We start from the raw sequence: 26274 nt of genomic DNA on the forward strand, positions 1-26274 counted from the left end.
TTGAGTTTTTAGCAAATAAATATATAAATAATGATGAAGATGACAAAGAACTTATTGTTAGGGGTTGTTGCCGTATGTGGCAGCACTTTTCAGGCTGTAGCTTGTACGGGAATCTCGCTGACATCCCGTGACGGCAGTTATGTGCAAGCCCGTACGATTGAATGGGCGCGCGGTGTGTTGCAAAGCGAGTATGTGATTATTCCACGTGGTCAACAGCTCACGTCATTCACTCCTACAGGTGTCAATGGACTAACGTTTACGGCAAAATATGGAGTGGTTGGTCTGGCTGTTGTACAAAAAGAATTTATTGCCGAAGGAATCAATGAGGCCGGACTTTCGGCCGGACTATTTTTCTTTCCTCATTATGGGGGATATGAAACGTATGATGCTGCACAGAACCAGCGGACACTGGCAGACCTTCAAGTGACGGAGTGGCTGTTGTCGCAGTTTTCCACTATCGACGAGGTGAAGGCAGCCCTTTCTTCTGTACGTGTTGTAGGATTGGAAAAGACAGCGGTAGTACATTGGCGTATCGGTGAACCGTCGGGGCGTCAGGTTGTGTTGGAAATTGTAGGTGGTGTGCCGCATTTTTATGAGAATGAAGTAGGAGTATTGACGAATGCCCCCGGTTTTGAATGGCAACTTACAAATTTGAACAATTACGTCAATCTTCATCCGGGTGACGCTTCCGTGCAAAAATTGAGCGGTATTACGTTGCAACCTACTGGTGGCAACTCCGGTTTTCTCGGCATTCCGGGTGATGCCACGCCTCCTTCGCGGTTTGTGCGTGCGGCCTTTTACCGGGGGACAGCTCCGCAACGTGCCACAGGCTTTGATACCGTGCAGCAATGTTTCCACTTGCTTAATAATTTTGATATTCCTATTGGTATAGAACATTCACAGGGTGATATTCCGGATATTCCCAGTGCTACGCAATGGACCTCAGCTATCGACCTCACGAACCGGAAGGTTTATTATAAAACAGCTTATAACAATTCGATACGTTGCATTGACTTAAAAGCTATTGATTTCTCAAAGGTAAAATATCAATCACAACCGTTGGATAAGATACAGGAGCAGCCGGTTGAAATGGTTAAGATTCCCCGGTAAAATATGGAACGGTATGGAGGTGCTCTTGTATAATAGTTGCTCGCATTAAGAATGCTCTCAAATAAATGTTGGTGACGTTTTACCCTCACACCCTCACCCTTTGTGCTCAATCCATTTATTCATCGGGGTTACAGGCGTGAGGGTAAAGGTGAGAGTAGGTGAGGGTAACTTTTTACTCTCACTCTGTCTCGTCCTGATTTGAGTTGACCAATCTTATTCCGTTTTTACACTAACTTCTTTATTATTACCATAATATCCACTTCCCGGCACATAAATCGGCTGCATGGCTCCACCCATATTTTTCAATTTACCCTCGTCGCGCAGACGTCGGATATGTCGCATGGCTGTACTTCTTGCCATTCCGCAAAGATATTGGAAGTCGTGTCTCCGCATAAATGGATGAGTACGGAAGTACTTAGTCAGTTGCAGGTCAATTTCCTCGTTCGTCAGTTGGGTGAAATCCAGTCCACCTTTGAGGTTTTTCACTTTAAGAACGCCGAATTCGTTTTTCAATGTCTGGTCGGCACGAAACTGAATGGCCTTTAGCTTCACTTTGGTCACTTTCCGTTTTGTGTCTACCGTTACAGGTTCCGTGGTCGTCAGGCAGGGATGGAAATAACCGATGCCGTCCAGATGAACTTGGCGTCCTTCCGCCAATTCCTGTCCCATGATGTGTGAAAGCGCATCAAGTACGGCTGTGACGTCTGTTTCTGTCAGTGAACAACGTTCTTGAATACGTCGGCGCAGTACGTCGGTCCCTGTGGAACCGTTGTATTTGATGCGCGGATGCAGGGTGTTTCCGTTTTCTCCCTGCTGTTTGTTTGAAGGCTTCGGGTCTTCATACCAATCGAATAATATTGCCATAGCTCTATATTTGTTTTAAATGAACTCTTCTTGTTATGTATTCTCTTAGATAGTAATACATTAATGCTTAATGTTTCTTTTGTTAAACTCTAATGATTTGCAAGGGCTCACCCATGTGAATAAGGCTGTTTACGTCTGTAGACGTTTTTATTTACAATTGATAGCCTGTTTGTTCACACGGGTGAGCCCTTGACAACTACTAAGCAAAGATACATAAATAATAAGGCAAATGCAAATAATATGCAGGTATTTATCGGATAAAATGCTTGTTTACCGGAAGATAAAAGCGTATCTTTACAGGAATTAAATAGGTAGATGTAATTGTAGAAAAAATAGACAAAAATAGGATGAAAATTACTTTAATCAGACAAGACAACGGGAGCGGAAAAGAGACTCTTAGCGTTTGTGAGGCAGGCACATTATTCGACAAAATGAAAACGGAAACAAAGGCGGGGCATATCACGGCTTTGCGGGGAATCATACCATTGCTGGAAGGTACGCATGCCCGATACGAACATATTGATAAATTGCCATACATCTATTCTGCTGTGGAATATACCCGTACCAAAGAGGGCGAACGGAAGATGAAGCAGTATAACGGATTGGTACAGTTGGAAGTGAGTAGGCTGGCGAGCGGCTCGGAAGTGGAATTTGTGAAGCGACAAGCGGCGCTTTTGCCACAGACTTTTGCTACTTTTGGTGGTTCGAGCGGGCGTAGTGTGAAGATATGGGTGCGCTTCGCTTTGCCGGATGACGGAGGATTGCCGACCAAGGAAGCGGAGGCGGAATTATTTCATGTTCATGCTTATTGGCTGGCTGTGAAATGTTATCAGCCGATGTTGCCTTTCGATATTGACTTGAAAGAACCGGTTTTGGCACAGAGATGCCGTATGACGCTGGACGAATCTCCTTATTATAATCCGGATGCGGTGCCGTTCTGCTTGGAACAACCGCTTATGATGCCGGGAGAAGAGACTTTCCGTCAGCGGAAACTGGGAGAGAAAAATCCGTTATTGCGGTTGCAGCCGGGATATGAGTCGGCGCAAACATTCACGAAGATTTATGAAGCGGCCTTGAACAGGGCACTTCAGGAAATGGAGGATTGGAAACGTGGGGACGACTTGCAGCCTTTATTGGTTCGCCTTGCCGAGCATTGTTTCAAAGCGGGGCTTCCCGAAGAGGAAGCGATACGGCAGACGATGATTCATTATTATCGCGAAGAAGAAGAGCAGGTGATCCGTTCGATATTGCATAATCTTTATCAGGAATGTAAGGGATTCGGCAAGAAAAGCAGTATCAGTAAAGAGCAGGAGACGGCTTTTCTGTTGGAAGAGTTTATGAAACGTCGGTATGAATTCCGTTACAATACGGTGCAGGACGATTTGGAATATCGGCAGCGCGATTCTGTTCACTTTTGCTTTAAGCCGGTGGATAAACGGGTGCGCAACAGTATTGCGATCAATGCTTTGAAGGAAGGCATCAGTGCGTGGGACCGTGATGTGGATCGTTTTCTGAATTCGGAATGTGTTCCTTTGTATAATCCTGTGGAGGAATATCTTTATGAGACAGGTCGCTGGGACGGGAAGGATCGTATCCGTGCATTGGCTGGTCTGGTGCCTTGTGATAATCCGCATTGGCAGGAATTATTTTACCGCTGGTTTCTTAGTATGGTGGCGCATTGGAGGGGAGTTGATCGGCAACATGGTAATAATACTTCGCCTTTGCTGGTTGGTTCGCAGGGGTATCGTAAGTCTACATTCTGTCGCATTATTCTGCCGCCGGAGTTGCGTTTCGGCTATACGGACAGTATTGATTTTAAAAGTAAACAGGAGGCGGAACGCTATTTGGGACGTTTTTTTCTGATAAATATTGATGAGTTCGATCAGATTAATGTCAGTCAGCAGGGGTTCTTGAAGCATTTGTTGCAGAAGCCTGTGGCGAATCTGCGCAAACCATACGGTAATACGATTCGGGAAATGAGGCGTTATGCTTCTTTTATCGGTACCAGCAATCAGAAAGATTTGCTTACCGATCCTAGCGGTAGCCGCCGTTTTATTTGCATTGAGGTGACGGCTCCTATTAATACGAATGTTACGATTAATTACAAGCAGCTTTATGCTCAAGCGATGGAGGCTATTTATAAAGGTGAACGTTATTGGCTGAATGATGAGGATGAAAACATATTAAAACAGACTAACCGTGAGTTTGAACAGGCGAGTCCGCTGGAACAGCTGTTCCACTGCTATCTTAATCCCGTAGAAGAGGAAATGGAAGGCGAATGGCTGACTGCCATGCAGATTTTGAGTTATTTACAGACGAAAACACGGGATAAACTGGCTATTAATAAGGTAGGACAGTTTGGGCGTGCACTTCAAAAACTGAATATTCCTTGTCGTAAGTCTCGTAAAGGGACGCTTTATCATTTGATGAAAGTGAAGTAATTGATAAAGGTGGTGTGAAAGGGGGCTTTGTCAACCCAATCAGGACGAGACAGGGTGAGGGCAAAAAGTTACCCTCACCTACCCTCACTCTTACCCTCATCACTGAAAGGATGATGAATAGGGGGATGCAGGGAAAGTGTGAGGGTGTGAGAGTAAATCATGTATAAAAAATAATTGGATATTGAATCGGATGGTAAAGAATTGTGTGGCGGTCGGCAGTCCTTGCCGGGTGATAAAGTATATTGAGAACGATTGATTGTATGGAGGAGTGGGAGGGGGATTGTCTTTTCTACGTAAAAACAGCAATTTTCGGGTCGTTTATCAGTGATGCGTGTAGTAATTTTGCGGCATTGGAAATGAGAGTGCGAGTGTAAAAACGAAAATATTATTAGCTGTTATTTCAACTGTAAATATAATAAACGTATCTTTGGAAGTATGGAAGATAAAACGAATGTAATTAAGATACAGCGTTATCATTCTCCTTGTGGTGATTTGATGCTTGGCTCGTTTGAGGATAAGCTTTGTCTTTGTGACTGGGCGGCTGAAAGTCATAGGGATATCGTAGACAGGAGATTGCGGAAAGTGCTGAAAGCTGGTTATGAGAAAAGTACATCAGATGTGATACTGGAGGCGATGAGCCAGTTGGATGAATATTTCAATGGCGAGCGGACTGTGTTTGAGGTGCCTTTGCTTTTTGTTGGTACGGAGTTTCAGAAGAGTGTATGGTATAAGTTGTTGGAGATTCCATACGGTTCGACTGTGTCATACGGTGAGCTGGCAAAACAACTCGATTTGCCGAAAGCTGTCCGTGCTGTTGCTGCCGCTAACGGGGCGAACGCTATTTCTATTTTTGCTCCGTGCCATCGTGTCATCGGCAGCAACCACTCTCTTGTGGGATATGGTGGCGGGCTTCCTGCTAAAAAGCGGTTGCTGGATTTGGAATTAAATGGCAAACCTCTGTTATGAATGAGCAAAAAACGCTTGACTATGCACGCATTGCACAGGCAATCGGGTATATAAGGGAGAATTTTAAAAGGCAACCGGGATTGGATGAGATTGCCGGGGAGGTGGCGTTGAGTACGGCGCATTTCCAACGTATGTTTACGGAGTGGGCGGGAATTAGCCCTAAGAAGTTCTTGCAATATACTAGTATTGAATATGCCAAGAGAATCTTGAATGAAACTCATGCGTCTTTATTCGATGCGGCACAGGAAACAGGGCTTTCCGGTACGGGCAGATTGTATGACTTGTTTGTAAATATAGAAGGGATGACGCCGGGCGAATATAAAAACGGAGGTGAAAGTCTTTCTATCAATTACAGTTTTGCCAAAAGTCCTTTCGGTGAAATCTTCATTGCGTCTACCGATAAAGGTATTTGTTGTATGGAGTTTGCAGACGAACATGACGCGGCTTTTAACTCTTTACGGAAGAAGTTTCCTAATGCAAAGTTTACCTCGATTGTGGATGAAGTGCAGCAAAATGCTTTATTTATCTTCACGCAGGACTGGAGTAAACTCAAAGAAATAAAATTGCATCTGAAAGGTACTGACTTTCAGCTAAAGGTATGGGAAACCTTACTGAAAATTCCTGTCGGTGGCTTGACTACTTACGGAGATATAGCCGTAGGAATCAATAATCCGAGAGCTTGCCGGGCTGTTGGAACGGCTGTCGGTGAGAATCCCGTAGCTTTCCTTATTCCGTGTCATCGGGTCATTCGTGCTTCCGGTGAGTTGGGAAATTACCATTGGGGAGAGATTCGCAAGACTGCAATGATTGGTTGGGAGGCTGCAAAAGGTGAGGTAAAGAGGGGATTATAGGAAAGAATGAAGGTGATTTTAGTTCACATTCTTTTTAGTGCAATGCTGTTTCTTATATTATTAATATATAACTAATTTGATTATGAAATTATTGGTATTCCTTGCTAAAGGGTTTGAAACGATTGAGTTTAGTGCTTTTATAGATGTTATGGGATGGGCAAAGACGGATTTTGATTGTAAAATAGATGTTGTGACCTGTGGCTTGAATCAAAAAGTGATTAGTTCTTTCAATGTTCCTGTTTTGGTGGATAAAGTCATGGATGAAGTGTCTGCAGATGAATATGACGCGCTTGCGATACCCGGCGGATTTGAAGAATTCGGATTCTATGAGGAGGCATATAATGAACAACTTCTGGAATTGATACGACTGTTTGACTCACAAAAGAAATGGATCGCAACAGTCTGCGTGGGAGCTTTGCCTGTTGGGAAAAGTGGAGTGTTGAACGGTCGGAAAGCAACAACTTATCATCTTAGAGGTGCTCATAAACAGAAAGTGCTTCAGGGATTTGGAGCAACTATCGTAAATTCTCCCATCGTGGTGGATGATAATATCATAACTTCTTATTGTCCTCAAACATCATACGGGGTTGCATTGCTTTTATTAGAGAAGTTGACCTCTCATAAAGAAATGGTTTTAGTGAAAGATGCTATGGGATTTTAATAAGTTGCATTTAAGCACTGCACTCGGTTTTGAGTTCGCTATGGATGATGCTTCTCACTGCTTTTTCATGTTTGAATAAATAATAATAAGTGCTTGCGGTAAGAAAAGCCAGAAACCGGATATTGGTTCGACTATGCAACCGATTATGGTGAACAGTAGAATGAAGTAACCTAAAAATAAAGGTGCCGGTTTTTGTTCTTTTCTGATATAGTATTGAAGTGTCTCTCCCCAAAGAATAAGTATTATTCCGCAGATTAGGAACCAGAAAGCAAAGCCCAGGTTATGATTTTCTCCAATAGAGTCTATTAATCCATTGTTAAGCATTTCCGTAAAAGCTTCTTTTCCAAGAAATAACGCATAAATGGTATGAATGACTCCTGTTGCTGTTAAAAGTGTTCCACTATATTTCCAAAGTTTCATGTTCTTGCCTTTTTAGTATTTTATTGGGATGTACACTTCTACAGAATTTGAAATTTAATCCGTTTTAACATATCATCCGGTTCTTAATAAGTTGCTCGATAACGCAAATATAAGTAATCATGTACGATTCCCAACGTATGATTTCGACATTTGTGTTTGTTTTAGATTCTTTATACTTGGTCATTCGTTTTCTTGTTGTGATATCTGTGGACATGAGTTGCTTTATAAATATCCTTTAGTTCTTCTTTATTGTATTGAAAATTATATCTTTGTATTTCAGATAGTTGGATTTATGGAGTTTATAAAAGAGGCTGGCGTCTCACCACAAAAAAGTATGGATATTAAGAATGATAAGATCACAATAAAGCCTTTGCGTGATAAGGATGTAGACATTTTCAGTAAATGGTTGGCTAAAGAATATATTTATAAATGGTTCTGCCCTGACGGAGAAGAACATAAAATGGCTTGGTTGGATGAGGTAAATAATAGAAATACCCAATATCATTATATGAAACATTTCATTGTTTATTATAATGATAAAGCCATTGGCTTTTGTTTATACTTGGATTGTTATTTTGAAAAAGAATATATACCGGAACATTACGGAAAAACTGTCGATGAGAAAGAGACAGTCTTTGAAATAGGTTATCTCATAGGCGAAGAGGAATATTTGGGTAAGGGCATCGGGAAGATTATTGTAAAGAAGCTGATCGGGGAAATTGCCGAAATAGGAGGGAAAGAGATATTGGCTGACCCTGATGAGGCTAATGTTTTATCCATAAGAACATTGTTAAGTAATGGATTCGTAAAAGTAAAAGATTGCGATTATAGGTATTGTCTTAAATAGATAAGAAAACTTCTTTTGAAAGAAGTTTTCTTATACGGCCATTCTATTTATTATTTGAATACAAAGTTGCTCAATAGATAACTCAAGAAGTTACCATAAATGATTATCTTTTATCTGACTTGTAAACTCATTTATAGCATCATATCTCAGCTTCGAAACGGAAGAATTTACTTTCGCTATTTTCTTCGTCAAAAATCTTTCGATGAAATTCATTTTGTCAAACTGAAACTCGCCACCTAAAATGGCTTTGGGAATCGATAATCTCTGCAAGAACTCCGGGAAAGCCTTATTCATTTCTTCCGCTTCTTGCTCTTCGTTCATACAACAGATGAATAACCCTATTACTTTTTGCTCTAATAACAGTTGATTATTGTGACAGAATTGAGTAATTTTTCGGTTTGGAGAGCCCGCATAAATGGCTGTTCCGAGAATTATTCGATCGTAAGTTCGAATATCAGGTCTCGGACACTCTTTTAATGAGATGTAGTCAACTTTATTAGTCAACTTTTCTCCGATAAGGTGTGTTACTCGCTCGGTAGTTCCATGTTTTGAATAATATATGATAGCTGTTTTCATTTTCAACAGGCATAAGCGGTTTTAAATAGCCACTAATAAGTGACATGGTTATCCTTTGTAAAGGTAGAGACTTTATTCTGACTAGCAAACAGTTTTCGATATAATTAATCTATATCTTGTTTTTCTCATATTTGAAAAGTATGTTCCCCATCTCAAAACGAGATAGGGAGCATTTCTTAATATATAATTAATGTACAGGTGCCAAGATTGATTCCATAATACCTGTACATATTGAAATTCCTACTTAATATCCCGGATTTTGATACTCGCTGCCATTGGTGATTGTTGCAGTAAATGTAGTTGAAATGGGACGTAATGCATAATTCGGGTGAAAGAATTGTGCTAAGTCCGGATGAGTATTCTCCAGATACTCCGAGTTCTTAAACATTCCTGTCCGTTTCAAGTCGTAGAAGCGGCAATATTCTCCGCAAAGTTCACGGCCTCTTTCGTCTAAGATATCTCGTACTGTAATACTCCCTGTAAGCGGATTTGCTCCGGCACGTTCACGAACCTTGTTGATATAACCGGCTGCATTCGCACCACCATTCAGGTAAATATCAGCTTCTGCCGCAATCAAATAAACTTCTGCCATGCGCATGATAAACGTTGCATTCAGATTACCGTTTCTCTGTTTGGAAGCATTGGCTACATAATAATTGCTGCTGTTATGCTTATTCAGTGATGGATAATAGTAGCGGAATTGGTTCTCATTTGTGCCGTCATTTTTGTAATTGCCAGTGACGTTTGTATAAGCATAATTCATGTTCACATTATTATTGTCATCACTATATACATGATGATAATCAATTAGCAAATAATCAGAAATGTGTTCTTTTTGTTTCTCTGTCGCATAATCGATGTCCTGCGGCATGATGAATTTAATGGCTAAATCACCTTTATTCAGAGCTTTGCCAATGACGGTTTCTTCCTTGTCATACATGTGGACGGCACTTTCATCCCACGTGTAATTCTTGTTCGCGTTCCACTCTGTAGTGAACGATTCATGAAATCTGGGGTCCAATGTTCCGTCTTTCTGTACATATAAACTCAATAAATGCTGTGTGGGCATAAAGATACCGGTAATTGAGCCTTCCCAAGTAAGACGTGTTTCCTGATTATCTTCACGAGCACCGAACTTATTGATATTGCATAAGAAATACTCATCGTTGCGATTTAGCTTGTAATTTCCGTTGCTTGATCCGTGACCGTCTGCTCCTGCATACCAGCGATGTTTCCAGAGAGCTTCCTTGTTTTCCCAGTTATTGCTCTCTTTAAACACTTCGCTATACGATGGATACATATACGTATTGTATTTCCCACCGCCGGTTTCGCAATCGGTAATCAATTTCTTGGCTGTATCCAGAGCTTCCTGCAAATATTCGGTGCTTCCATATTCGTACGTCTGCAAGCAGGCTTTAGCCAGAAAACCGAGAGCGGCTTTCTTCGTCGGGGTGGTAGTAGTTGCATGCGTACCTGTTGGCAACCATTCGGATGCGAATCTTAAATCGGGCAGGATTACTTCCTGATAGATAGTCATCGGATCGGTGCGGGTGGGGGAGTAAGTCAGTGTTTCCGCTGTTATCGGTTCTGTGAGCATCGTCACTGCTCCGAATTGTTCCACTGCATTGAAATAATAGACAGCTCTAAGAAAACGGGCTTCCGCAATCTTGGCATTCCGCTCCTCTTCCGTGGTGTAGGGAGGTTTGTCTCCTAATGCGATAGCTTCGTTACAGGCTCCCACACCGTCGTACGTCCCGTTCCACCAATTATTGGTGTAAGTCGTATTGGGTGATGTTCCTGCGAAAAACCAGAACCACTGTGTGTAACTTGTTGATTCGTTGGCTTTATACGTCCAAAGATCGGTGTCGCCTTCAGTCAGTGACATCCAGTCCGCAGAACCGTAGTAAAACCTTTCCATAGCAAAATAACACTGGTTAATCAGGGTTTCATATCCATCGATGGAAGTAGCCAAAGCCTCTTTGGTAAATGCGCCCGGGTTGTATTCCTCCAAGGTGCAGGAATGTAGAGATAAGGCCGAGAACAGCACACTGCAAAATATGAATTTTATATATATCCTTTTCATGATTATAATCTTTTGTTAGAATGTCAAATTAACGCCAAAAACAAATTGCCGGTAGGTAGGAAATGCATCCGAACCGTTGGTTTCGGGATCAGTATCTTTCAACTGCTTATCTTTTACGAAGATGAACGGATTGTAGGCTGTGGCATAAATACGGCATTTCTCCATTAAAACTTTGCGGGAAATATTGACGGGTAGTGTATATCCCAGCGTGATATTTTTAATCTTAATGAAGGAGCCATCGCGCACTCTTAATGAAGGATATACGGTTTTTTGTTCGTCTCCCGTTCCGGGACGGGGGAAATAGGCTCCTTGATTATCCTCTGTCCAGTAGTCTACGCCTGCCAGTTGGTTCTTGGTTACGCTCTGTTCGGCGGTATAATAACCGAGCAGGTCACTGTTGATTGTCTGTCCGTAACGCGCCATGGCAAAGACGGATAAATCAAAATTCTTGTAGGTGAAGGAATTGCTGAATCCGATGATCCAGTCCGGATTGGAATGTCCTAGAATTTGCCGGTCTTCCGTACTGTATTTATGCACACCTCCATCGCCTTTCTGGTCTAAGGTTTCTATCTTGATGAATCCGGGTTTTACGCCGTAGGCATCCAATGTCTCCTGCGGAGTATCGGTTCCCCAGATTCCGGCATATTTATATCCGTAAATAGCTTTAATCGGTTCACCGACAAACAGGTTTTCGGCGATCAGATCACCGTCAGGCAGATCGTCTATTTGTTCCTTGTTCCAGGTGACGGATAAAGTGGTGTTCCAGGTGAAATCTTTATGCCGTATGTTGTGCGAAGTGATCGTTGCTTCCATACCTTGGTTACTGGTCTGGGCGATGTTCTGCCAGATGGCCAGAGGCGATCCCCATCCGGTCAGACCGCTGGTGATGGGCAATGTACGTTTGAATAATAATCCTTTGGTGGTTGTCTTGAACCATTCTACCGATCCGTCAATGCGACCGTTCAGGATACCGAAATCCAACCCCACATTCCAGTTGTATGACTTCTCCCAGCCGAGATCGGAACTACCGTAGGTACCGGAGTATTGCGTGAAAGGAACAATCTTCCCATTAATGGAAATTCCCGAAGCGGTATATACGTATGCTTGTGTTGTGGTGCTGTATGCGGTGGTTCCTCCCGAGTTACCCGTGATGCCGTAGCTCACTCTCAACTTCAGGTTGTCCAGCCAACTACGTGTCTTTTCCATAAATGCCTCGTCCGATATTCTCCACGCCAGTGCGCCTGCGGGGAAAGCATCCCATTTATGTCCGGTGGAGAATTGTGAAACACCGTCCCACCGCGTAGAGAAATTAAATAGATATTTGCCTTTGTATGAATAGTTCAGACGGAAGGCAAAAGACATTTTCTGCGTCTGTGCGAAGTCGGATTCTACATGTTGGGAAGTGCCCGATGTCAGTCGCCAGAAAGACCATTGATCTACCATCTGACCGCTGGCGGCAGCCATGCTACTTTCCGACTGGTTCTTATTCCAGGAAGTAATCAGTGAACCTCCCAGATTATGGTCTTTGGCGATGGTTGTGTTGTATGCGAGAATATTTTCCCAAGTGTAATTCCAGGCATTGTTGTTGGTGATGGAAGCATGCGGTGAACCTGCATAAGACGGACGGTTGGCATTGCACTTCTCTCCCCAGTATTGCCCGCGGCGTGAGTGATTCAACGTACCATTGACACGACTGGTAAAAGTCAGGTCTTTGACGGGAGTTAGTTCGACATAGCCGCTCATATTCAGGTAGGTAGAACGTGTGTTGTCTACATACTGATTCTCTATAAAATCACTCATCGGGGAATATTGTCCCGTGATGTATTCGTGATTGATCTCCCCTTTTTCGGTAGATGCATCACCCAACGGGATGGCGGAGAGAGATTTGGTGAATGTGTTTTTCACACCGGAGTTCAAGTCCCGGTAGACTAAATTGGAGGTAAAGCCCACCTTTGCCCATGAAAATATCTGTTGATCCAGGTTGAGGCGTAACGAATATCTGTTCAGATTTTCGTTATTAAGTAAACCTTCTTCCCGGTTGTAGGAAGTCGAAGCAAATAATTTTGTCTTTTCAGTGCCACTGCTGACCGAAAGACTGTATTTCTGTGTGGTAGCCGTGTTACCCGACACTTCATCTATCCAGTCTATCCATTTGCCGTCGTTGTATGCATCTATAAAATCCTGTTTCCCTAGTAGGGCAGACATATCGGTAGGATAGTCACCGTTTTTATATTTATAGGCTTCTTGCTGGTAGGTGACCCATTCATCCCGCGTCATCCCATGTCTGTAGTTGGGTGAACCGCTGAATCCGTAATAAGCATCGAAGTTTACGGTCACTTTTCCCTCTTTTCCTCTTTTGGTGGTGATGATGACAACGCCGTTTGCTCCTGCGGAACCATAAATGGCGGTGGAAGAAGCATCTTTCAATACATCTACACTCTCGATGTCTGACGGGCTGACCTGGCTATAACTGCCGGGGATTCCATCGATAATGAACAACGGTTCGTTGCTGCCATAAATAGATCGTGTACCACGTAACAGGATAGTGACATCACCTCCTACCTGTCCCGAAGTTTTGGTGATATCCATTCCGGGTATCTTGCCTTGAAGGGCTTCCATTACATTATTGGTAGGGGCGGCCAGTACTTCCGCACTTTTGACGGAGGTGACTGCCCCCGTCAAATCCCGTTTTTTGACCGATCCATATCCTACCACCACTACTTCATCAATCAGTCTGGCATCTTCCGTCAGTATGATTTCCAGCTTGTTCTTGTTGCGTGTATTGACTTCCTGCTCCGTGTATCCCATATAAGATACCTTTAATACTGCATTGGGCGATACGTGCAGTGTGAACAGTCCGTCTACATTCGTAATCGTCCCGTTGCTGGTACCTTTTTCAACGATATTCGCTCCGATAATCGTCTCTCCTTGAGAGCTTTTCACTATACCCGATATCGTTCTACTCTGTTGGCAATAAGCCCGTGTTGATCCAAGTATCGATAATGAACCTATTAATAAGAATAATAGGTAAAAATACATTCTATAAACAGTCTTTAGGGGATTATTCTCCCCTATGTTTGTTTTATCAGAAAATGATTTCATGCTTTTTGTTTAATTGTATGTTTACTAATTTGTTTTTGGATAGCTAAATTTCAGGATGATTTAAAGCTATATTTCGACTGTAATGACTTTACTTACCCCATAGGCTATTAGATTTTATTGGTTAAATGATGATTGTTCAGAATGTCAATGCCAATTGAACATTATTCTGTTACTGTTTTGAATGTGGCGCCACGATTCATGTCAGTAAAAAAACTGACAGGGCAAAATTATGCATATAGAACTGGGGATTGAAAAAAATAAAGTTGACTTTTATTTGTTCTGAGTTGATTTTCATTATCTTTGTCTCGACGTATTCACTAAAAAACAATGACATGGATAATGAAGTAAAAAATATAACGAATCGAAGACATATCGGACGCAATATACAAAGGATTCGTGTATATTTGGGTATGAAGCAGGAAGCTTTGGCTGCTGATCTTGGCGTTAGCCAAAATATCATTTCGAAGATTGAGAAGGAGCCGGAGATAGAAGAGGGACTTTTGAATCAGCTTGCTTCTGCACTGGGAATTTCGGCAGAGGTGATTAAAGATTTCGATGTGGAAAAGGCTATTTATAACATCAATAATATTAGAGATAATACTTTTGAACAAGGCTCTACATCAATTGCGCAGCAGTTTAATCCAGTTGATAAAATAATTGAATTGTATGAACGTTTGTTGCAAAGTGAAAGAGAAAAAATAGAGTTGCTTAAAAATAAGTGATTATTAATTGTTCTGTTTATCAGACTTAGAAATGAATTCATCATTATGGAAAATGAAATTAATACGAATGCTACACACATAGGTCGAAAAATAGAGAGGATTCGCCGTCTTCGTGGGATGACTCAAACTGATCTAGGTGATTTATTGGGAATTACAAAACAAGCCGTGTCCAAGATGGAACAGTCTGAAAAGATTGAGGATGAAAGAATTAAACGGGTTGCGGATGCTTTGGGTGTTACAGAAGAAGGCTTAAAAAAGTTTACTGAAGAAACTGTGCTGTACTACACAAATAACTTTTATGAGAATTCAAATGCAACTGCTACCAATATTGGCACAATCTCGAATCTTGAGAATATTAATCACTTTTCAATGGAGCAAGCCGTCAAACTATTTGAGGAATTGTTAAAAATAGAAAGAGAGAAATACAATAAAGAGAACAGTAAAGATGATAAATAACCAAGGTTACTACTTTTTCTGTAATAAATATCAAGTTGCGATTTATAGTTGCGAAAAATAGAGATAGCTATAATTTGTTCTGAATTGATTTTCATTATCTTTGTCGCAATGTAATCACTTAAAGAAATAATGATATGGATAATGATGTAAAAGACATAATGAACCGGAGACATATCGGACGCAATATACAAAAGATTCGTGTATATTTGGGTATGAAGCAAGAAGCTTTGGCGGCTGATCTTGGAGTAAGTCAAAATGTCATTTCAAAGATAGAGAAGGAATCGGAGATAGAGGAAGGACTTTTGAATAAGATTGCCTCTGTGTTAGGTATTTCTGCGGAGGTAATTAAGGATTTTGATGTTGAAAGAGCTATATACAATATCAATAGCTATAAAGATGCTACTATTTCTCCGGGAGCAATAGCAGCAGTTCATGTTACCTCTCAACAAATTAATCCAGTTGATAAAATAATTGAATTGTATGAACGCTTGTTGCAAAGTGAGAGAGAGAAAATCGAATTACTCAAAAATAAGTGAGACTTTATAAATAGTATTTTTCACTGTAAATATTGAGGTATCCAAACTCTTTTTAGTTCAAGAAGTTTGGATACTATTTTTTTAGTTTGTTGCATTATGACGTAACGTTCACAGTACAAAAGCCCCAGACCTCTCGACCTAAAATTCACTTGTCTTTTATTGTAAATCTAGGAGTTTGTGAATTTGGTTTTGTATTGGGAGCATCTATTTTTATTAATAAGGGCATTGGGAAATCCACTCCAACCAATAAAGCTTCTCCTTCTCCCAAAATAGGTAAAAAAGATAATATATTCTTGTTTGCAGATGAAGCTGCACTCTCTATAGCTTTTTTGTCTTGGTCATTTATGAGACGATGGACGATGAAAGTCCCCATTTGGCTTAATGTCCCTAATGGGATATCTCGTGGCATTTGAGTTGCAATACATAAAAAAAGCCCATATTTACGAGCCTCTTTTGAAATAAGTTCAAATGAGTCTAAAGGTTTAGCATCAAAATATTCATCTTTTATTGATTTATTTAAAAATTGATGGGCTTCATCTATAAATATCACTACTGGATCGTTCTTGAATTTTCCCTCCCTTGCATTGTTTAGTAAGTATTTTCCAATCGCATTGACCAATATTTCTCGAACTTGGTAGTCGAAACTTACATTAGAAAAATCAAAACGTAGAATCCCTTTTTTATTATTAATGTAATCATCAATAACGTGGATCAAATCTTTAGGAGCATTTAAAGCACTTTTTCTAAATCCAAATATTTTGTTATACTCCTCTGTACATAATAGATTATTAACTCTTGAAATCAAACTAATACAATTTGATACATCTGTTTCATTTCTACCTCCCCATTTATTAACGTCATTTTTATCAGTATCCCATATGCATTCAGATGTTATTTGTCTAGGTAATAATTCAAAATTGAAATCACAGTATTTGTCTTCAATGGCAGTTATATTTCTATAATAGAAAGCCTCATAAGGCCTTTTATTATTTCCAGATTTTCTAACCATCCCATTTTCGATTATGCCCTCCAAGTTATTTCCAGATGATAATTTTGCAATTTTAAGTGACCGTATGGCATCCATTAATTTAGGCACTTGTGTTTTAGATGATGGTTTTAATAAATAATATAGCTCATCTATTGTTAAACGGGTATAATCAAATATATACTCTCCATCCCCTAATTCGACAGAAGTAACTTCATCGCTTGTATTTGCATATTCGCCTGTAGCGTCAATTAGAATAATGTTGTTACTTGTATGCTCATTCATCATTTCTAACAGTTTTGCAACTGTCCAGCTTTTTCCGCCACCAGTAGTTCCTACAACTGCACAGTGTCTTCCAAATAGTGAATTTAATGAAATGTTACATATCGCATTATTAGATGTGAGTTTGCCAATTTGAGAAAAAGGTTCACTGCCCTGATTGTCACTTTTAGATCCAAAAGTTGCAATGTAATTACTTATTTGTTCATCTGAACAAGAATATATTTTTGAACCTATTGCTGGATATTTGGATATTGTTTTTTCTATTTTTAAAGGATTGTATACGTTGAATACGACTAGAAGTTCTATTTTACCAATAGGATGAAAGTCTGTGTTTGTTTCGTGTATAGTCTTTTCTGTTATTTCTGTACGTTCCCCTTGAGGAAGATTAAGTTCGATGATTCTTCCAAGGAAACCATATTCAGCTCCTTCAATGACGACAAAACAGCCAACGTTCCCACCTGCATATATATTCCCATCATGGTAAAACGATTGCAATAAATTGGCGGTAGGGAATTGTATTTTAACGAACTGGGGAGTGACCTCACTTACATATCCTAAAAATTTGTTATGGTTGAATGGTTCCATTATCTTCTAGTCTTTCTGATTTGTAGTATGATTGATTGATAGGGAATGCTTCAACAAAATCTTTAAATGTCGAAAAGATGACACTTACATTTGATTCTGTACTCATATTAAGATCTATGTAATCAGGTAATAAATTAGGCATAATCCCTGTTTCGCTATTATTATTTTTGTTATAATTTATGATAACTAAATGGAAATTGGGGTTTTGAAAAACAGCTTCTTTAATAACGTTTTGAATATGTTTATCTTGAAATCCGAAACCTATAACAATCAAGAGGGTACTTTCTTGTCGTAAAGTTTGCTGGAATCGAGCCATCATTTCAAAATAAGGTTGTTCATATGAGCTTTCATATTTCTCGCTTGCTGGATAAATGATACAAGGTTTCTGTGTTTTCTCTGTTTGCTGTATAATTCCATTCTCGTCTTTCTCCCAATCAATGCTTCCATGTAATTTATATAAATGAAAAATATTAGGAACAAAACTTTCTTCTTGTTTTAGTCTTGTTTTCTCTCTATAAACAATGTCATAATCAAAGTTCTTTCCTGCAAAATATCTAGGGAATGAAAAAGAAAATCCATCAATTATTGTAAATCCTCTTTTTTTTGCTGCTTGTTCAAAAAGAGTGTCATAGTTGGTTGTGAAAAGCTGTACTCGAGGATCGCTAGGTTTTCGAGCAACAAGTTTGTTTAAGAATTCCCCATGATGTTTATTACTTTTATCAAGCTCTAGATTGCACGCATTTGCTATTTTTTTTTCGATACTTTCCTTTAGACTGTTTCCTGTACTATCTTTTATAACATCACTTATTTTCTCAAACAAAATAAGATAGGAAAGAAAATCTTCAATATTTTTCTCTCTAACAATAGCTTTCATTTTGTTAGAACAAGCTTGTTTTTTGTGTAACTCTCGTATTATTGCTTTAATGTCATCGCGGCATTCTCTCCATAACCCATCTCTTGTTTTTCCTCTATGTTCTCCATTGTCCATAGAAGTACCTGCTGCTGTTAATATCGCTATATGTTTAAAGTGAGAAAATAAATTGGTCAATACATTTTTCATATATTGTTTTGTACAATTTTTTGCTAACTCTTCAGTTGTTCTAGTCTCTTCAATAGGTCTTTTTTGTTCGATACCATTAATGTACCAATAGTCTTCATTAAAACTAATGCTTTGATTTCTTGATATGTACAAGTATTTCATATTGATAATCTTTGTTATTTTACAAATTTATTTAGTTCCTCTTCAACTTCCTCAACTGTTGGTAGCTTACTTTTTAGATTTTCAGGTAGTAATTCCCTAACATTAAACTCGCTAACCCCAATCGGTGATGAAATATTCTGCAATGCATATTCTACTTCAATCCTATCCTTATCCCTACAAAGTAACATTCCTATAGTAGGATTGTCAAATTCTCCTCTTAAGGTGTTATTGATTAGGTTCTGATAGAAGTTTAGCTGTCCTAAATGTTCCGGCTTGAAATTGCCATTCTTTAACTCTATAACGACATAAGCTCTTAAAGGAATATGATAGAACAATAGATCGCAAAAATATTCTTTGTTGTTCAGATTCAAACAATATTGTTCTCCTACAAATGCAAATCCTTTACCTAATTCAAGAAGAAATTGAGTAATGTGCGTGACAAGCTGCTTTTCTATATCTCGTTCCCGTGCTTTTTGCGATACAGACACAAAATCAAACCAATATGGGTCTTTAACTACTTCCTGCGCCATATCTGCTGTTAGGGCTGGCAAGGTTTGCGAGAAGTTTGTTTGTCCTTGTCTGTAATGCTCATAGAATTGTTGCTTCAACTGATTCTCTAAAACACTTCTACTCCAACTGTTAGATAAGGTTTGGTGCGCATAAAATAATGCTTCTTCTATGTTTTGGGCTTTGCTAATTATCACCTTTTGATGTCCCCAAGGTATATCGAAGATAATTCTATAGTTATCAACCACTTGTAATTGTCCCTCAACTTGGGGGACAATTTTATTATTGGATGAAATGTGGATTTTCTCTGCGTAGAACTCATAAAAATTCTTACTGTAGTATAGGTTCTGGCGGGAAAAACCTTGCATATCAGGGAACTCATTACGCAAGTCTGCTGAAAGTTTGTTTATTACCTTGTCACCCCAATTCTGTTCTTTCAGCTTTTGAGAGATCATTTGTCCCAACCGCCAATAAAAGTGTATCAACTCTGTATTGACTGTTTTTATCATTCGTATTTTGCTAGAACGAATTTGCTGCTTGATGGCTTTTAGCCATTCTATATATTCATTATCTATTGCGTTAATAGGATACTCCTTCATGTAACTATGTTTTTTTGCAAAGGTAAATAAATATATGATAATATGTTTTTGAAATACGTTCTTTTAGCTGGGTTTGGATGCCTATCTGATTGGGAGACACATATAAACTTTGTAAGGTTGAAAAAATAGACTATTACCCTCTTATACATTTCATAAACATAAGCATCCCATAGCTACCCCAGATTTTCAAACTGATCCATAATATGCTTGAAATGGCTATTTTTCTGCTACCAGTCAGAAAAAAGAAATCCCTGATAATGTCTGATTATCAGGGATTTGCTTAATTTTTCTTTTGTTTTCTGTGATCCGCCTGGGGCTCGAACCCAGGACCCCAACATTAAAAGTGTTGTGCTCTACCTGCTGAGCTAGCGAATCAATCCTTATTTGCGAATCAGTTATTTCCTGATTGCGGGTGCAAAGGTAGTTACTTTTATTTAATTTGCAAGCATTCCGTAGAAAAAAGTTTCAATTATTTTTCCTCGTTATGGCTTGTTTCTTGATTATCAGTAGTTTCGGCTTCATCATATTTTATCTTTTCTTTGTTGATAATAAAGCGTTGGTAGTAGGAGAGCATTAAAGTTGTTAGTGGTAAGGCGATGATCATACCGAGCATTCCCATTAATGAACCCCAGATGGAAAGAGATAAAAGGATGATGGCAGGATTCAGTCCGGTAATCTTTCCCATGATTTTGGGGACAAGGAAGGTATCCTGTATGATTTGTACGATTGCAAAGACAGCTAATGCGCATGCAATGATAATCCAGAAATTCTGTCCGGTGTCGGCAGCTTTGAGGATTGCCAATAGAATGGTGGGCAGGAAACCGATGATTTGCAAGTAGGGAACCATATTCAATGCTCCGATGAAAAGTCCCAAAGCGATAGCCATGGGGAAATCGATAATCAGGAAACCAATGCTGAAAAGAATACCTACGCAGAAAGCAACCAAAGCCTGTCCACGGAAATATCTGTTCATACCATCCTGTACGTCGTGAACCAGATTGGAGGCAAACGTACGGTATTTATTGGGTAGCAGATGCAACCATCCTTCAGCTATCGCTTCGTAATCCAATAATATAAAGATTACATATAATAATATAATGAAGGAGGCAAGAATGCTGAATAGAATGTTGAGAGATTCTGCAAGCAAAGTCCACACTCTGGGGACGGTATCCTTGATTGCCGCCAGGATATTCTCTTCACTTAATACACGGTTCAGTGCTTGAAGATCGATATTTTCGTGGATAAATTCAGAAAGACTCTTAGGCACATTGTTTCCGGCTCCATTGGTGAGGTAAGTCACCAGCAAGTCGTTCATTCTGCCTATTTCCGAAATCATCGGCGGCACTAATAGGTAGAATAAAGTGACTCCGATAACCGTAATAAGGAATAAGGAACAGAAGATGGAAATAATGCGGCTTTTCAATCGTAGCTTATACTGGAAGAATTTGACTAATGGATAGACCATATAAGCTATCAGCCACGCAATAAAGAAAGGTAATAACACTCCGCTAAGGCGTTCTACAAGCATTAATATTCCTACAACTAACACACATCCGATAGAACCGCGTATAAAACTGTCGAATGTTATCTTTTTCCTTTCCATAATCTTTTTCTTTTATAGAGTTTATACTTTCTGCTCATCTTCCCCTCGTGCACGGAGATAACATTCCCTGCACAGAGGCTCGTATTCGGCTGTTTCGCCTAAAAGAACCTGTTTCTCATTCTTGACAGTACGATGTGAGAAAGAAGCCAGCTGGCCACATTTCACACAGATTGCATGAACTTTGGAGACTTCATCGGCAATGGCGCACAATTGCGGCATTGGTCCGAATGGATTTCCTTTGAAGTCCATATCCAACCCTGCAATGATAACACGGATTCCATTATTGGCGAGCTGGTTGCATACATCAATCAAACCACTGTCGAAGAACTGTGCTTCGTCAATGCCTACTACATCTATCTCGGAAGTAAAGAGTAGGATACTGGCTGACGAATCGATGGGAGTGGAGGCGATAGAATGGCTGTCGTGAGAGACTACATCTTCTTCTGAATAACGGGTGTCGATAGCTGGTTTGAATATCTCTACACGTTGTTTCGCAAATTTCGCTCTCTTCATTCTACGAATCAATTCCTCTGTTTTTCCGGAGAACATGGAACCGCAGATTACTTCGATCCGGCCTCTTCTTCTAGTCTCCTGTATGTGGTCTTCTGAAAATAATACCATGAGATTTTGTGTTTTCTTGATTAAGTAAATATGTGGACAAAGGTAAGCAATTCAATGTGCAAGAACTGTTAAATTATCCATTATTTTAAGTTATTGCATAAATTATTCCTACATTCGCACCGTATAAACAATGGACTGACATGAAACAGAAGCTATTAACAGATATTGAGTTGGATGTTCATGAGTTGAAGTATCTCATGGATTCATTTACCAAGGAGCCGACTCCGACTTTGTCTGAACTGTTGAAGCGGAGCATTACACGGATGCAGGGACGTTTGGACGAACTGCAACAGGAGGTGGATGCTGTTCAGGTAATTTCTCCGTCAGCTGTGGAAGAGACAGCGGGAGAGGAGGATGAAGTTGCCGGGTCTGAAGTAGATTCACCTAGTATTATACAATCTCTTGAATCTGTTGTTGTGAAAGAAGATGAGGAAGAAGAGATTATTGTTGCGGAAGAGACCCCTGTAGTAATAGCAGAAGAGGAACCGGCAATTGTTGCGGAACCTGTCGTTGAAACTGTTGTGAAAGAGGAAGAACCTAAATCGGCTGTGTTGGGAGAAAGTCTCAAACTGTCTGCTGGCTTGCGACATGCTATCAGCTTGAATGATTCTTTCCGTTTTTCTCGTGAACTGTTCGGAGGCGACACTGATTTGATGAATCGGGTTATCGAACAGATATCAGTAATGAGTTCCTACAAGACTGCAGTCGCATTTCTGTCCTCGAAAGTCGAATTGAATGAAGAAAAGGAGGCGGTGAACGACTTTCTGGAACTACTAAAGAAATTTTTTAATCAATCAGCATAAAACAAAAACAAGATGGGAAAGCTATATGTGGTGCCTACGCCGGTAGGGAATCTGGAGGACATGACTTTTCGGGCTATCAAAGTCCTGAAAGAGGTCGATCTGATTTTGGCGGAGGATACACGTACTTCCGGTATTTTGCTGAAACACTTTGAAATAAAGAATGCAATGCAATCTCACCACAAATTTAATGAACATAAAACGGTGGAAAGTGTTGTTAATAGAATAAAGGCAGGTGAAACGGTGGCACTAATTTCGGATGCCGGAACGCCTGGAATTTCCGATCCCGGATTTCTGGTTGTTCGTGAGTGTGTACGCAACGGCATTGAAGTGCAGTGCTTGCCGGGAGCAACCGCTTTTGTTCCGGCACTCGTTGCATCGGGATTGCCGAACGAGAAGTTCTGCTTCGAGGGGTTTCTCCCCCAGAAGAAAGGACGGCAGACACGACTGAAGACATTGGCGGAAGAACACCGTACGATGGTGTTTTATGAATCACCCCACCGTCTGTTGAAGACGTTAACACAGTTTGCCGAATATTTCGGTGCTGAACGTCAGGCAACCGTGTCGCGTGAAATATCCAAGCTCCACGAAGAAACAGTTCGGGGCAGTTTGGCTGAATTGATAGAACACTTTACCGCTACCGAACCCCGGGGCGAGATTGTGATAGTATTAGCAGGAATAGATGATTAAATAATTTCATTAAAAAACGTAAAACGTAAACGTATGAAAAAGTTAGCTGTTTTATTTGTATGCGTAGCCATGTTGGCTTCGTGTGATGGCTTTAAAGGTGGAAGTAAAGACCTGAAAGCTGAAAATGATTCTCTTTTGATGGAACTGAACCAGCGCAATGCTGAACTGGATGATATGATGGGTACTTTCAATGAAGTTCAGGAAGGCTTCCGTAAGATCAATGCTGCCGAAAGCCGTGTTGACTTGCAACGTGGAACCATCACTGAAAACTCTGCCAGTGCCAAGCAACAGATTGCTTCTGATATCGAATTCATTTCCAAGCAGATGGAAGAAAACAAGGCTCAGATTGCAAAATTGGAAGCTCAGTTGAAAAATAGTAAGTACAATTCTGCACAGATGAAAAAAGCTGTAGCCGCTTTGACTGCTGAATTGAACGCTAAACAACAGCGTATCGAGGAACTGCAAACAGAACTGGCTTCCAAGAATATCCGTATTCAAGAATTGGATGCTGCTGTCAGCGATTTGTCTGTAGCAAAAGAAACTCTAGCTGCAGAAAACGAAGCGAAAGCTAAAACCGTTGCTGAACAGGAAAAGAGCCTGAATGCTGCCTGGTTTGTATTCGGTACTAAATCTGAATTGAAAGCTCAAAAGATTCTTCAGAGCGGAGATGTTTTGAAGAGCGCTGATTTCAATAAAGATTATTTCACTCAAATCGATATTCGTACAACAAAAGAAATCAAGCTGTACTCTAAACGTGCTGAGTTATTGACTACTCATCCGACTGGTTCTTATGAATTGGTAAAAGATGACAAAGGCCAGTTGACATTGAAGATTACTAATCCTACTGAATTTTGGAGTGTATCCAGATACTTGGTTATCCAGGTAAAATAAGGTAGACATCCCTTTTTGAATTGCCAATGTGCTGATTCCTGGATTCAAGAAATTAGCACATTGGCTTTTTTATTTCTTATTATACGTATAACTACTGATGAAATATAAAAATCTCTTTTTTGATCTTGATGATACCATTTGGGCTTTCTCTCAAAATGCCCGTGATACTTTTGGAGAAGTATATCAGAAATATTCGTTCGACCGCTATTTTGATTCGTTCGATCATTATTACACCCTTTATCAACAAAGAAATACCGAACTTTGGATTGAGTACGGCGAAGGAAAAATAACGAAAGATGAATTGAACCGTCAACGTTTCTTTTATCCTTTACAGGCTGTGGGAGTGGAAGATGAAGCGCTTGCCGAACAGTTCTCGAAAGATTTTTTCGCGATTATTCCCACTAAAGGTACTTTAATGCCTCATGCAAAGGAGGTATTGGAATATCTTGCTCCTAAATATAACCTCTATATCCTTTCCAATGGATTCCGTGAATTGCAATCATGCAAGATGCGGTCGGCAGGAGTGGACAGGTATTTCAAAAAAGTGATTCTTTCGGAAGATCTCGGAGTGTTGAAGCCTTGGCCGGCGATATTCAATTTTGCCTTGTCTGCCACTCAATCCGAATTGTGCGAATCCTTGATGATTGGTGACAGTTGGGAAGCGGATATAACCGGAGCGCACGGAGTAGGGATGCATCAGGCTTTTTACAATGTGACGGAACGGACTACTTTCCCTTTCCTTCCCACTTATCACATACATTCCTTGAAAGAATTAATGGATTTATTATAGGTTTTCTGGATTAAGTCGTATTTTTGTTGCGTTTTAATTTTGCATAAAATACGATATAATCATGGATAGTACGCTTCTGCCTTTTGCCTTACTTTGTTTCACTTCATTCTTCACGTTGACCAATCCATTGGGAACGATGCCTGTCTTTCTTACCATGACTCATGGTATGACGGATAAGGAGCGTCAGTCTATCGTACGTCGCGCCACTATCGTTTCGTTTATCACATTAATGGTATTTGTCTTTGCCGGTCAGTTTCTTTTCAAGTTCTTTGGTATCTCTACCAATGGTTTCCGTATTGCCGGTGGAGTGATTATCTTCAAGATAGGTTTTGATATGCTTCAGGCACGCTATACACCGATGAAATTGAAAGATGAAGAAATCAAAACGTATGCGGATGATATTTCTATTACTCCTCTTGGTATTCCTATGTTATGCGGTCCCGGAGCGATCGCCAATGCTATTGTCTTGATGCAGGATGCACATTCTTATGAAATGAAAGGGATACTGATAGGCACTATTGCGTTGATTTATCTGCTGACTTTCTTTATTCTTCGGGCTTCTACGAAATTGGTAAACGTATTGGGCGAGACGGGAAACAATGTGATGATGCGCCTCATGGGATTGATTCTGATGGTGATTGCGGTGGAATGTTTCGTCAGCGGATTGAAACCGATTTTGGTGGATATTGTGAGAGAGGGGATGGGGTAGTCTTCTCAAATAAGCAAGAGAAGGATATTACTTTGTCAATTCTAGAATTCTATATAGGGATATTCAGTAAATGTTCCTCTTTCTAAAAAATCAAGAGAAAAGCTTTGCTTTACGTGAGCTTTTCTCTTGATTTTTTCGTTCAACTCTCCCAGTCTTCTATCTTTTTTGTAGAATATTGTTTACATATTCTTATTTTTTCCTTCCCACCCATGCATTATGTACATGTCTTTTTTAGGGGAAGTTAAAACCTCTCCTGTTTTTCCTGTTATTTTAGTTAGATTATGCTGCCTTTTCTTTTTTTCTTTTCGACCTTTTCTATCATACATACCGCATTGGCTGTATGTATCCCAAAGAAAATCCAAAGTACTTCCGTTTT

25 protein-coding genes and 1 tRNA gene are annotated in these 26274 nt (G+C 40.0%); 14 read left to right on the forward strand and 12 right to left on the reverse strand.

Annotation, left to right across the window (positions count from 1 at the left end; all coding sequences use genetic code 11):
* Positions 1-30 precede the first annotated feature (30 nt).
* Positions 31-1110, forward strand: coding sequence for a linear amide C-N hydrolase (locus BSAG_RS17055; protein WP_004315232.1), 1080 nt, complete (start codon positions 31-33; stop codon positions 1108-1110).
* A 213-nt stretch (positions 1111-1323) separates the two neighbouring features.
* Here the strand turns inward: BSAG_RS17055 and BSAG_RS17050 are convergent, their stop codons facing one another.
* A complete protein-coding gene (locus tag BSAG_RS17050; RefSeq protein ID WP_004306439.1) occupies positions 1324-1974 on the reverse strand; it encodes an HU family DNA-binding protein in 651 nt (216 codons plus the stop codon).
* Between the two features lie 347 nt (positions 1975-2321).
* Here BSAG_RS17050 and BSAG_RS17045 point away from each other — a divergent pair, with 347 nt between their 5' ends.
* The 4 genes from BSAG_RS17045 (at position 2322) to BSAG_RS17030 (ending at position 6893) form a co-directional block, all read left to right on the forward strand.
* The gene (locus BSAG_RS17045; RefSeq protein ID WP_004315231.1) at positions 2322-4415 is read left to right on the forward strand and encodes a BT4734/BF3469 family protein; all 2094 of its coding nucleotides are present in this window, start codon (positions 2322-2324) and stop codon (positions 4413-4415) included.
* A gap of 435 nt (positions 4416-4850) precedes the next feature.
* Complete coding sequence (locus BSAG_RS17040; RefSeq protein ID WP_004306441.1) at positions 4851-5381, forward strand: methylated-DNA--[protein]-cysteine S-methyltransferase; 531 nt, start codon at positions 4851-4853, stop codon at positions 5379-5381.
* On the forward strand, positions 5378-6232 hold the full coding sequence (locus BSAG_RS17035; RefSeq protein WP_004306442.1) for a bifunctional helix-turn-helix domain-containing protein/methylated-DNA--[protein]-cysteine S-methyltransferase: 855 nt from the start codon (positions 5378-5380) through the stop codon (positions 6230-6232). Before BSAG_RS17040 ends, BSAG_RS17035 begins: the two co-directional genes overlap by 4 nt.
* 82 nt (positions 6233-6314) lie before the next feature.
* Complete coding sequence (locus BSAG_RS17030) at positions 6315-6893, forward strand: DJ-1/PfpI family protein (protein ID WP_004306443.1); 579 nt, start codon at positions 6315-6317, stop codon at positions 6891-6893.
* A 54-nt stretch (positions 6894-6947) separates the two neighbouring features.
* Here BSAG_RS17030 and BSAG_RS17025 read toward each other — a convergent pair whose 3' ends face one another.
* The gene (locus BSAG_RS17025; protein ID WP_004309084.1) at positions 6948-7313 is read right to left on the reverse strand and encodes a DUF6463 family protein; all 366 of its coding nucleotides are present in this window, start codon (positions 7311-7313) and stop codon (positions 6948-6950) included.
* A gap of 334 nt (positions 7314-7647) precedes the next feature.
* Between BSAG_RS17025 and BSAG_RS17020 the strand changes: the two genes are divergently transcribed.
* Entirely contained in the window at positions 7648-8160 is a 513-nt protein-coding gene (locus BSAG_RS17020; RefSeq protein ID WP_004309086.1) for a GNAT family N-acetyltransferase, read from the forward strand.
* A gap of 90 nt (positions 8161-8250) precedes the next feature.
* Here BSAG_RS17020 and BSAG_RS17015 read toward each other — a convergent pair whose 3' ends face one another.
* From BSAG_RS17015 to BSAG_RS17005, 3 genes are all read right to left on the reverse strand, one after another.
* Positions 8251-8736 (reverse strand): flavodoxin domain-containing protein, encoded by a 486-nt coding sequence (locus BSAG_RS17015; RefSeq protein WP_004306452.1) that lies wholly within the window; start codon positions 8734-8736, stop codon positions 8251-8253.
* A 244-nt stretch (positions 8737-8980) separates the two neighbouring features.
* Positions 8981-10819, reverse strand: a complete 1839-nt coding sequence (locus BSAG_RS17010; RefSeq protein WP_004315230.1) for a RagB/SusD family nutrient uptake outer membrane protein — start codon at positions 10817-10819, stop codon at positions 8981-8983.
* A gap of 15 nt (positions 10820-10834) precedes the next feature.
* A complete protein-coding gene (locus tag BSAG_RS17005; protein ID WP_004315229.1) occupies positions 10835-13921 on the reverse strand; it encodes a SusC/RagA family TonB-linked outer membrane protein in 3087 nt (1028 codons plus the stop codon).
* A gap of 332 nt (positions 13922-14253) precedes the next feature.
* Here BSAG_RS17005 and BSAG_RS17000 point away from each other — a divergent pair, with 332 nt between their 5' ends.
* The 3 genes from BSAG_RS17000 (at position 14254) to BSAG_RS16990 (ending at position 15635) form a co-directional block, all read left to right on the forward strand.
* Positions 14254-14643 (forward strand): helix-turn-helix domain-containing protein, encoded by a 390-nt coding sequence (locus BSAG_RS17000; RefSeq protein WP_004315228.1) that lies wholly within the window; start codon positions 14254-14256, stop codon positions 14641-14643.
* 45 nt (positions 14644-14688) lie between these two features.
* Positions 14689-15099, forward strand: a complete 411-nt coding sequence (locus BSAG_RS16995) for a helix-turn-helix domain-containing protein (RefSeq protein ID WP_008770686.1) — start codon at positions 14689-14691, stop codon at positions 15097-15099.
* A 134-nt stretch (positions 15100-15233) separates the two neighbouring features.
* Positions 15234-15635: a helix-turn-helix domain-containing protein gene (locus BSAG_RS16990; RefSeq protein WP_004315226.1), complete on the forward strand. Its 402-nt coding sequence runs from the start codon at positions 15234-15236 to the stop codon at positions 15633-15635.
* Positions 15636-15780: 145 nt separating this feature from the next.
* On the opposite strand, the gene BSAG_RS16985 is transcribed toward BSAG_RS16990, so the two are convergent.
* The 6 genes from BSAG_RS16985 to BSAG_RS16960 all read right to left on the reverse strand — a co-directional run bounded on the left by BSAG_RS16985 (position 15781) and on the right by BSAG_RS16960 (position 22018).
* On the reverse strand, positions 15781-17487 hold the full coding sequence (locus BSAG_RS16985; protein WP_004315225.1) for an ATP-binding protein: 1707 nt from the start codon (positions 17485-17487) through the stop codon (positions 15781-15783).
* Positions 17468-18688 carry an SIR2 family protein gene (locus BSAG_RS16980; RefSeq protein ID WP_008015896.1) on the reverse strand — a complete coding sequence of 407 codons (1221 nt, stop codon included), beginning with the start codon at positions 18686-18688 and terminating at the stop codon, positions 17468-17470. The genes BSAG_RS16985 and BSAG_RS16980 overlap by 20 nt, the downstream gene beginning before the upstream one ends.
* Positions 18689-18702: 14 nt before the next feature.
* A complete protein-coding gene (locus BSAG_RS16975; protein ID WP_004315222.1) occupies positions 18703-19794 on the reverse strand; it encodes a YhcG family protein in 1092 nt (363 codons plus the stop codon).
* A gap of 302 nt (positions 19795-20096) precedes the next feature.
* A tRNA-Lys gene (locus tag BSAG_RS16970) sits at positions 20097-20169 on the reverse strand.
* A 94-nt stretch (positions 20170-20263) separates the two neighbouring features.
* A complete protein-coding gene (locus BSAG_RS16965) occupies positions 20264-21397 on the reverse strand; it encodes an AI-2E family transporter (RefSeq protein WP_004315221.1) in 1134 nt (377 codons plus the stop codon).
* Positions 21398-21418: 21 nt separating this feature from the next.
* Positions 21419-22018, reverse strand: a complete 600-nt coding sequence (locus tag BSAG_RS16960; protein WP_004299175.1) for a thymidine kinase — start codon at positions 22016-22018, stop codon at positions 21419-21421.
* 140 nt (positions 22019-22158) lie between these two features.
* Between BSAG_RS16960 and BSAG_RS16955 the strand changes: the two genes are divergently transcribed.
* The 5 genes from BSAG_RS16955 to BSAG_RS16935 all read left to right on the forward strand — a co-directional run bounded on the left by BSAG_RS16955 (position 22159) and on the right by BSAG_RS16935 (position 25898).
* Positions 22159-22821 carry a hypothetical protein gene (locus BSAG_RS16955; protein WP_004315220.1) on the forward strand — a complete coding sequence of 221 codons (663 nt, stop codon included), beginning with the start codon at positions 22159-22161 and terminating at the stop codon, positions 22819-22821.
* A gap of 12 nt (positions 22822-22833) precedes the next feature.
* Positions 22834-23508 (forward strand): 16S rRNA (cytidine(1402)-2'-O)-methyltransferase, encoded by a 675-nt coding sequence (gene rsmI, locus BSAG_RS16950; protein ID WP_004299177.1) that lies wholly within the window; start codon positions 22834-22836, stop codon positions 23506-23508.
* 33 nt (positions 23509-23541) lie between these two features.
* The gene (locus tag BSAG_RS16945; RefSeq protein ID WP_004315219.1) at positions 23542-24399 is read left to right on the forward strand and encodes a hypothetical protein; all 858 of its coding nucleotides are present in this window, start codon (positions 23542-23544) and stop codon (positions 24397-24399) included.
* Between the two features lie 97 nt (positions 24400-24496).
* Positions 24497-25189 carry a YjjG family noncanonical pyrimidine nucleotidase gene (locus tag BSAG_RS16940; protein ID WP_004315218.1) on the forward strand — a complete coding sequence of 231 codons (693 nt, stop codon included), beginning with the start codon at positions 24497-24499 and terminating at the stop codon, positions 25187-25189.
* Between the two features lie 61 nt (positions 25190-25250).
* A complete protein-coding gene (locus BSAG_RS16935; protein WP_004315217.1) occupies positions 25251-25898 on the forward strand; it encodes a MarC family protein in 648 nt (215 codons plus the stop codon).
* Positions 25899-26077: 179 nt separating this feature from the next.
* Here the strand turns inward: BSAG_RS16935 and BSAG_RS25480 are convergent.
* Positions 26078-26274 (reverse strand): hypothetical protein (locus BSAG_RS25480; RefSeq protein ID WP_008997395.1); only part of this gene is annotated, 197 nt, incomplete at its 5' end.

Origin of the sequence: Bacteroides sp. D1 (assembly GCF_000157095.2) — a bacterium.
Classification (GTDB): Bacteria; Bacteroidota; Bacteroidia; order Bacteroidales; family Bacteroidaceae; genus Bacteroides; species Bacteroides xylanisolvens.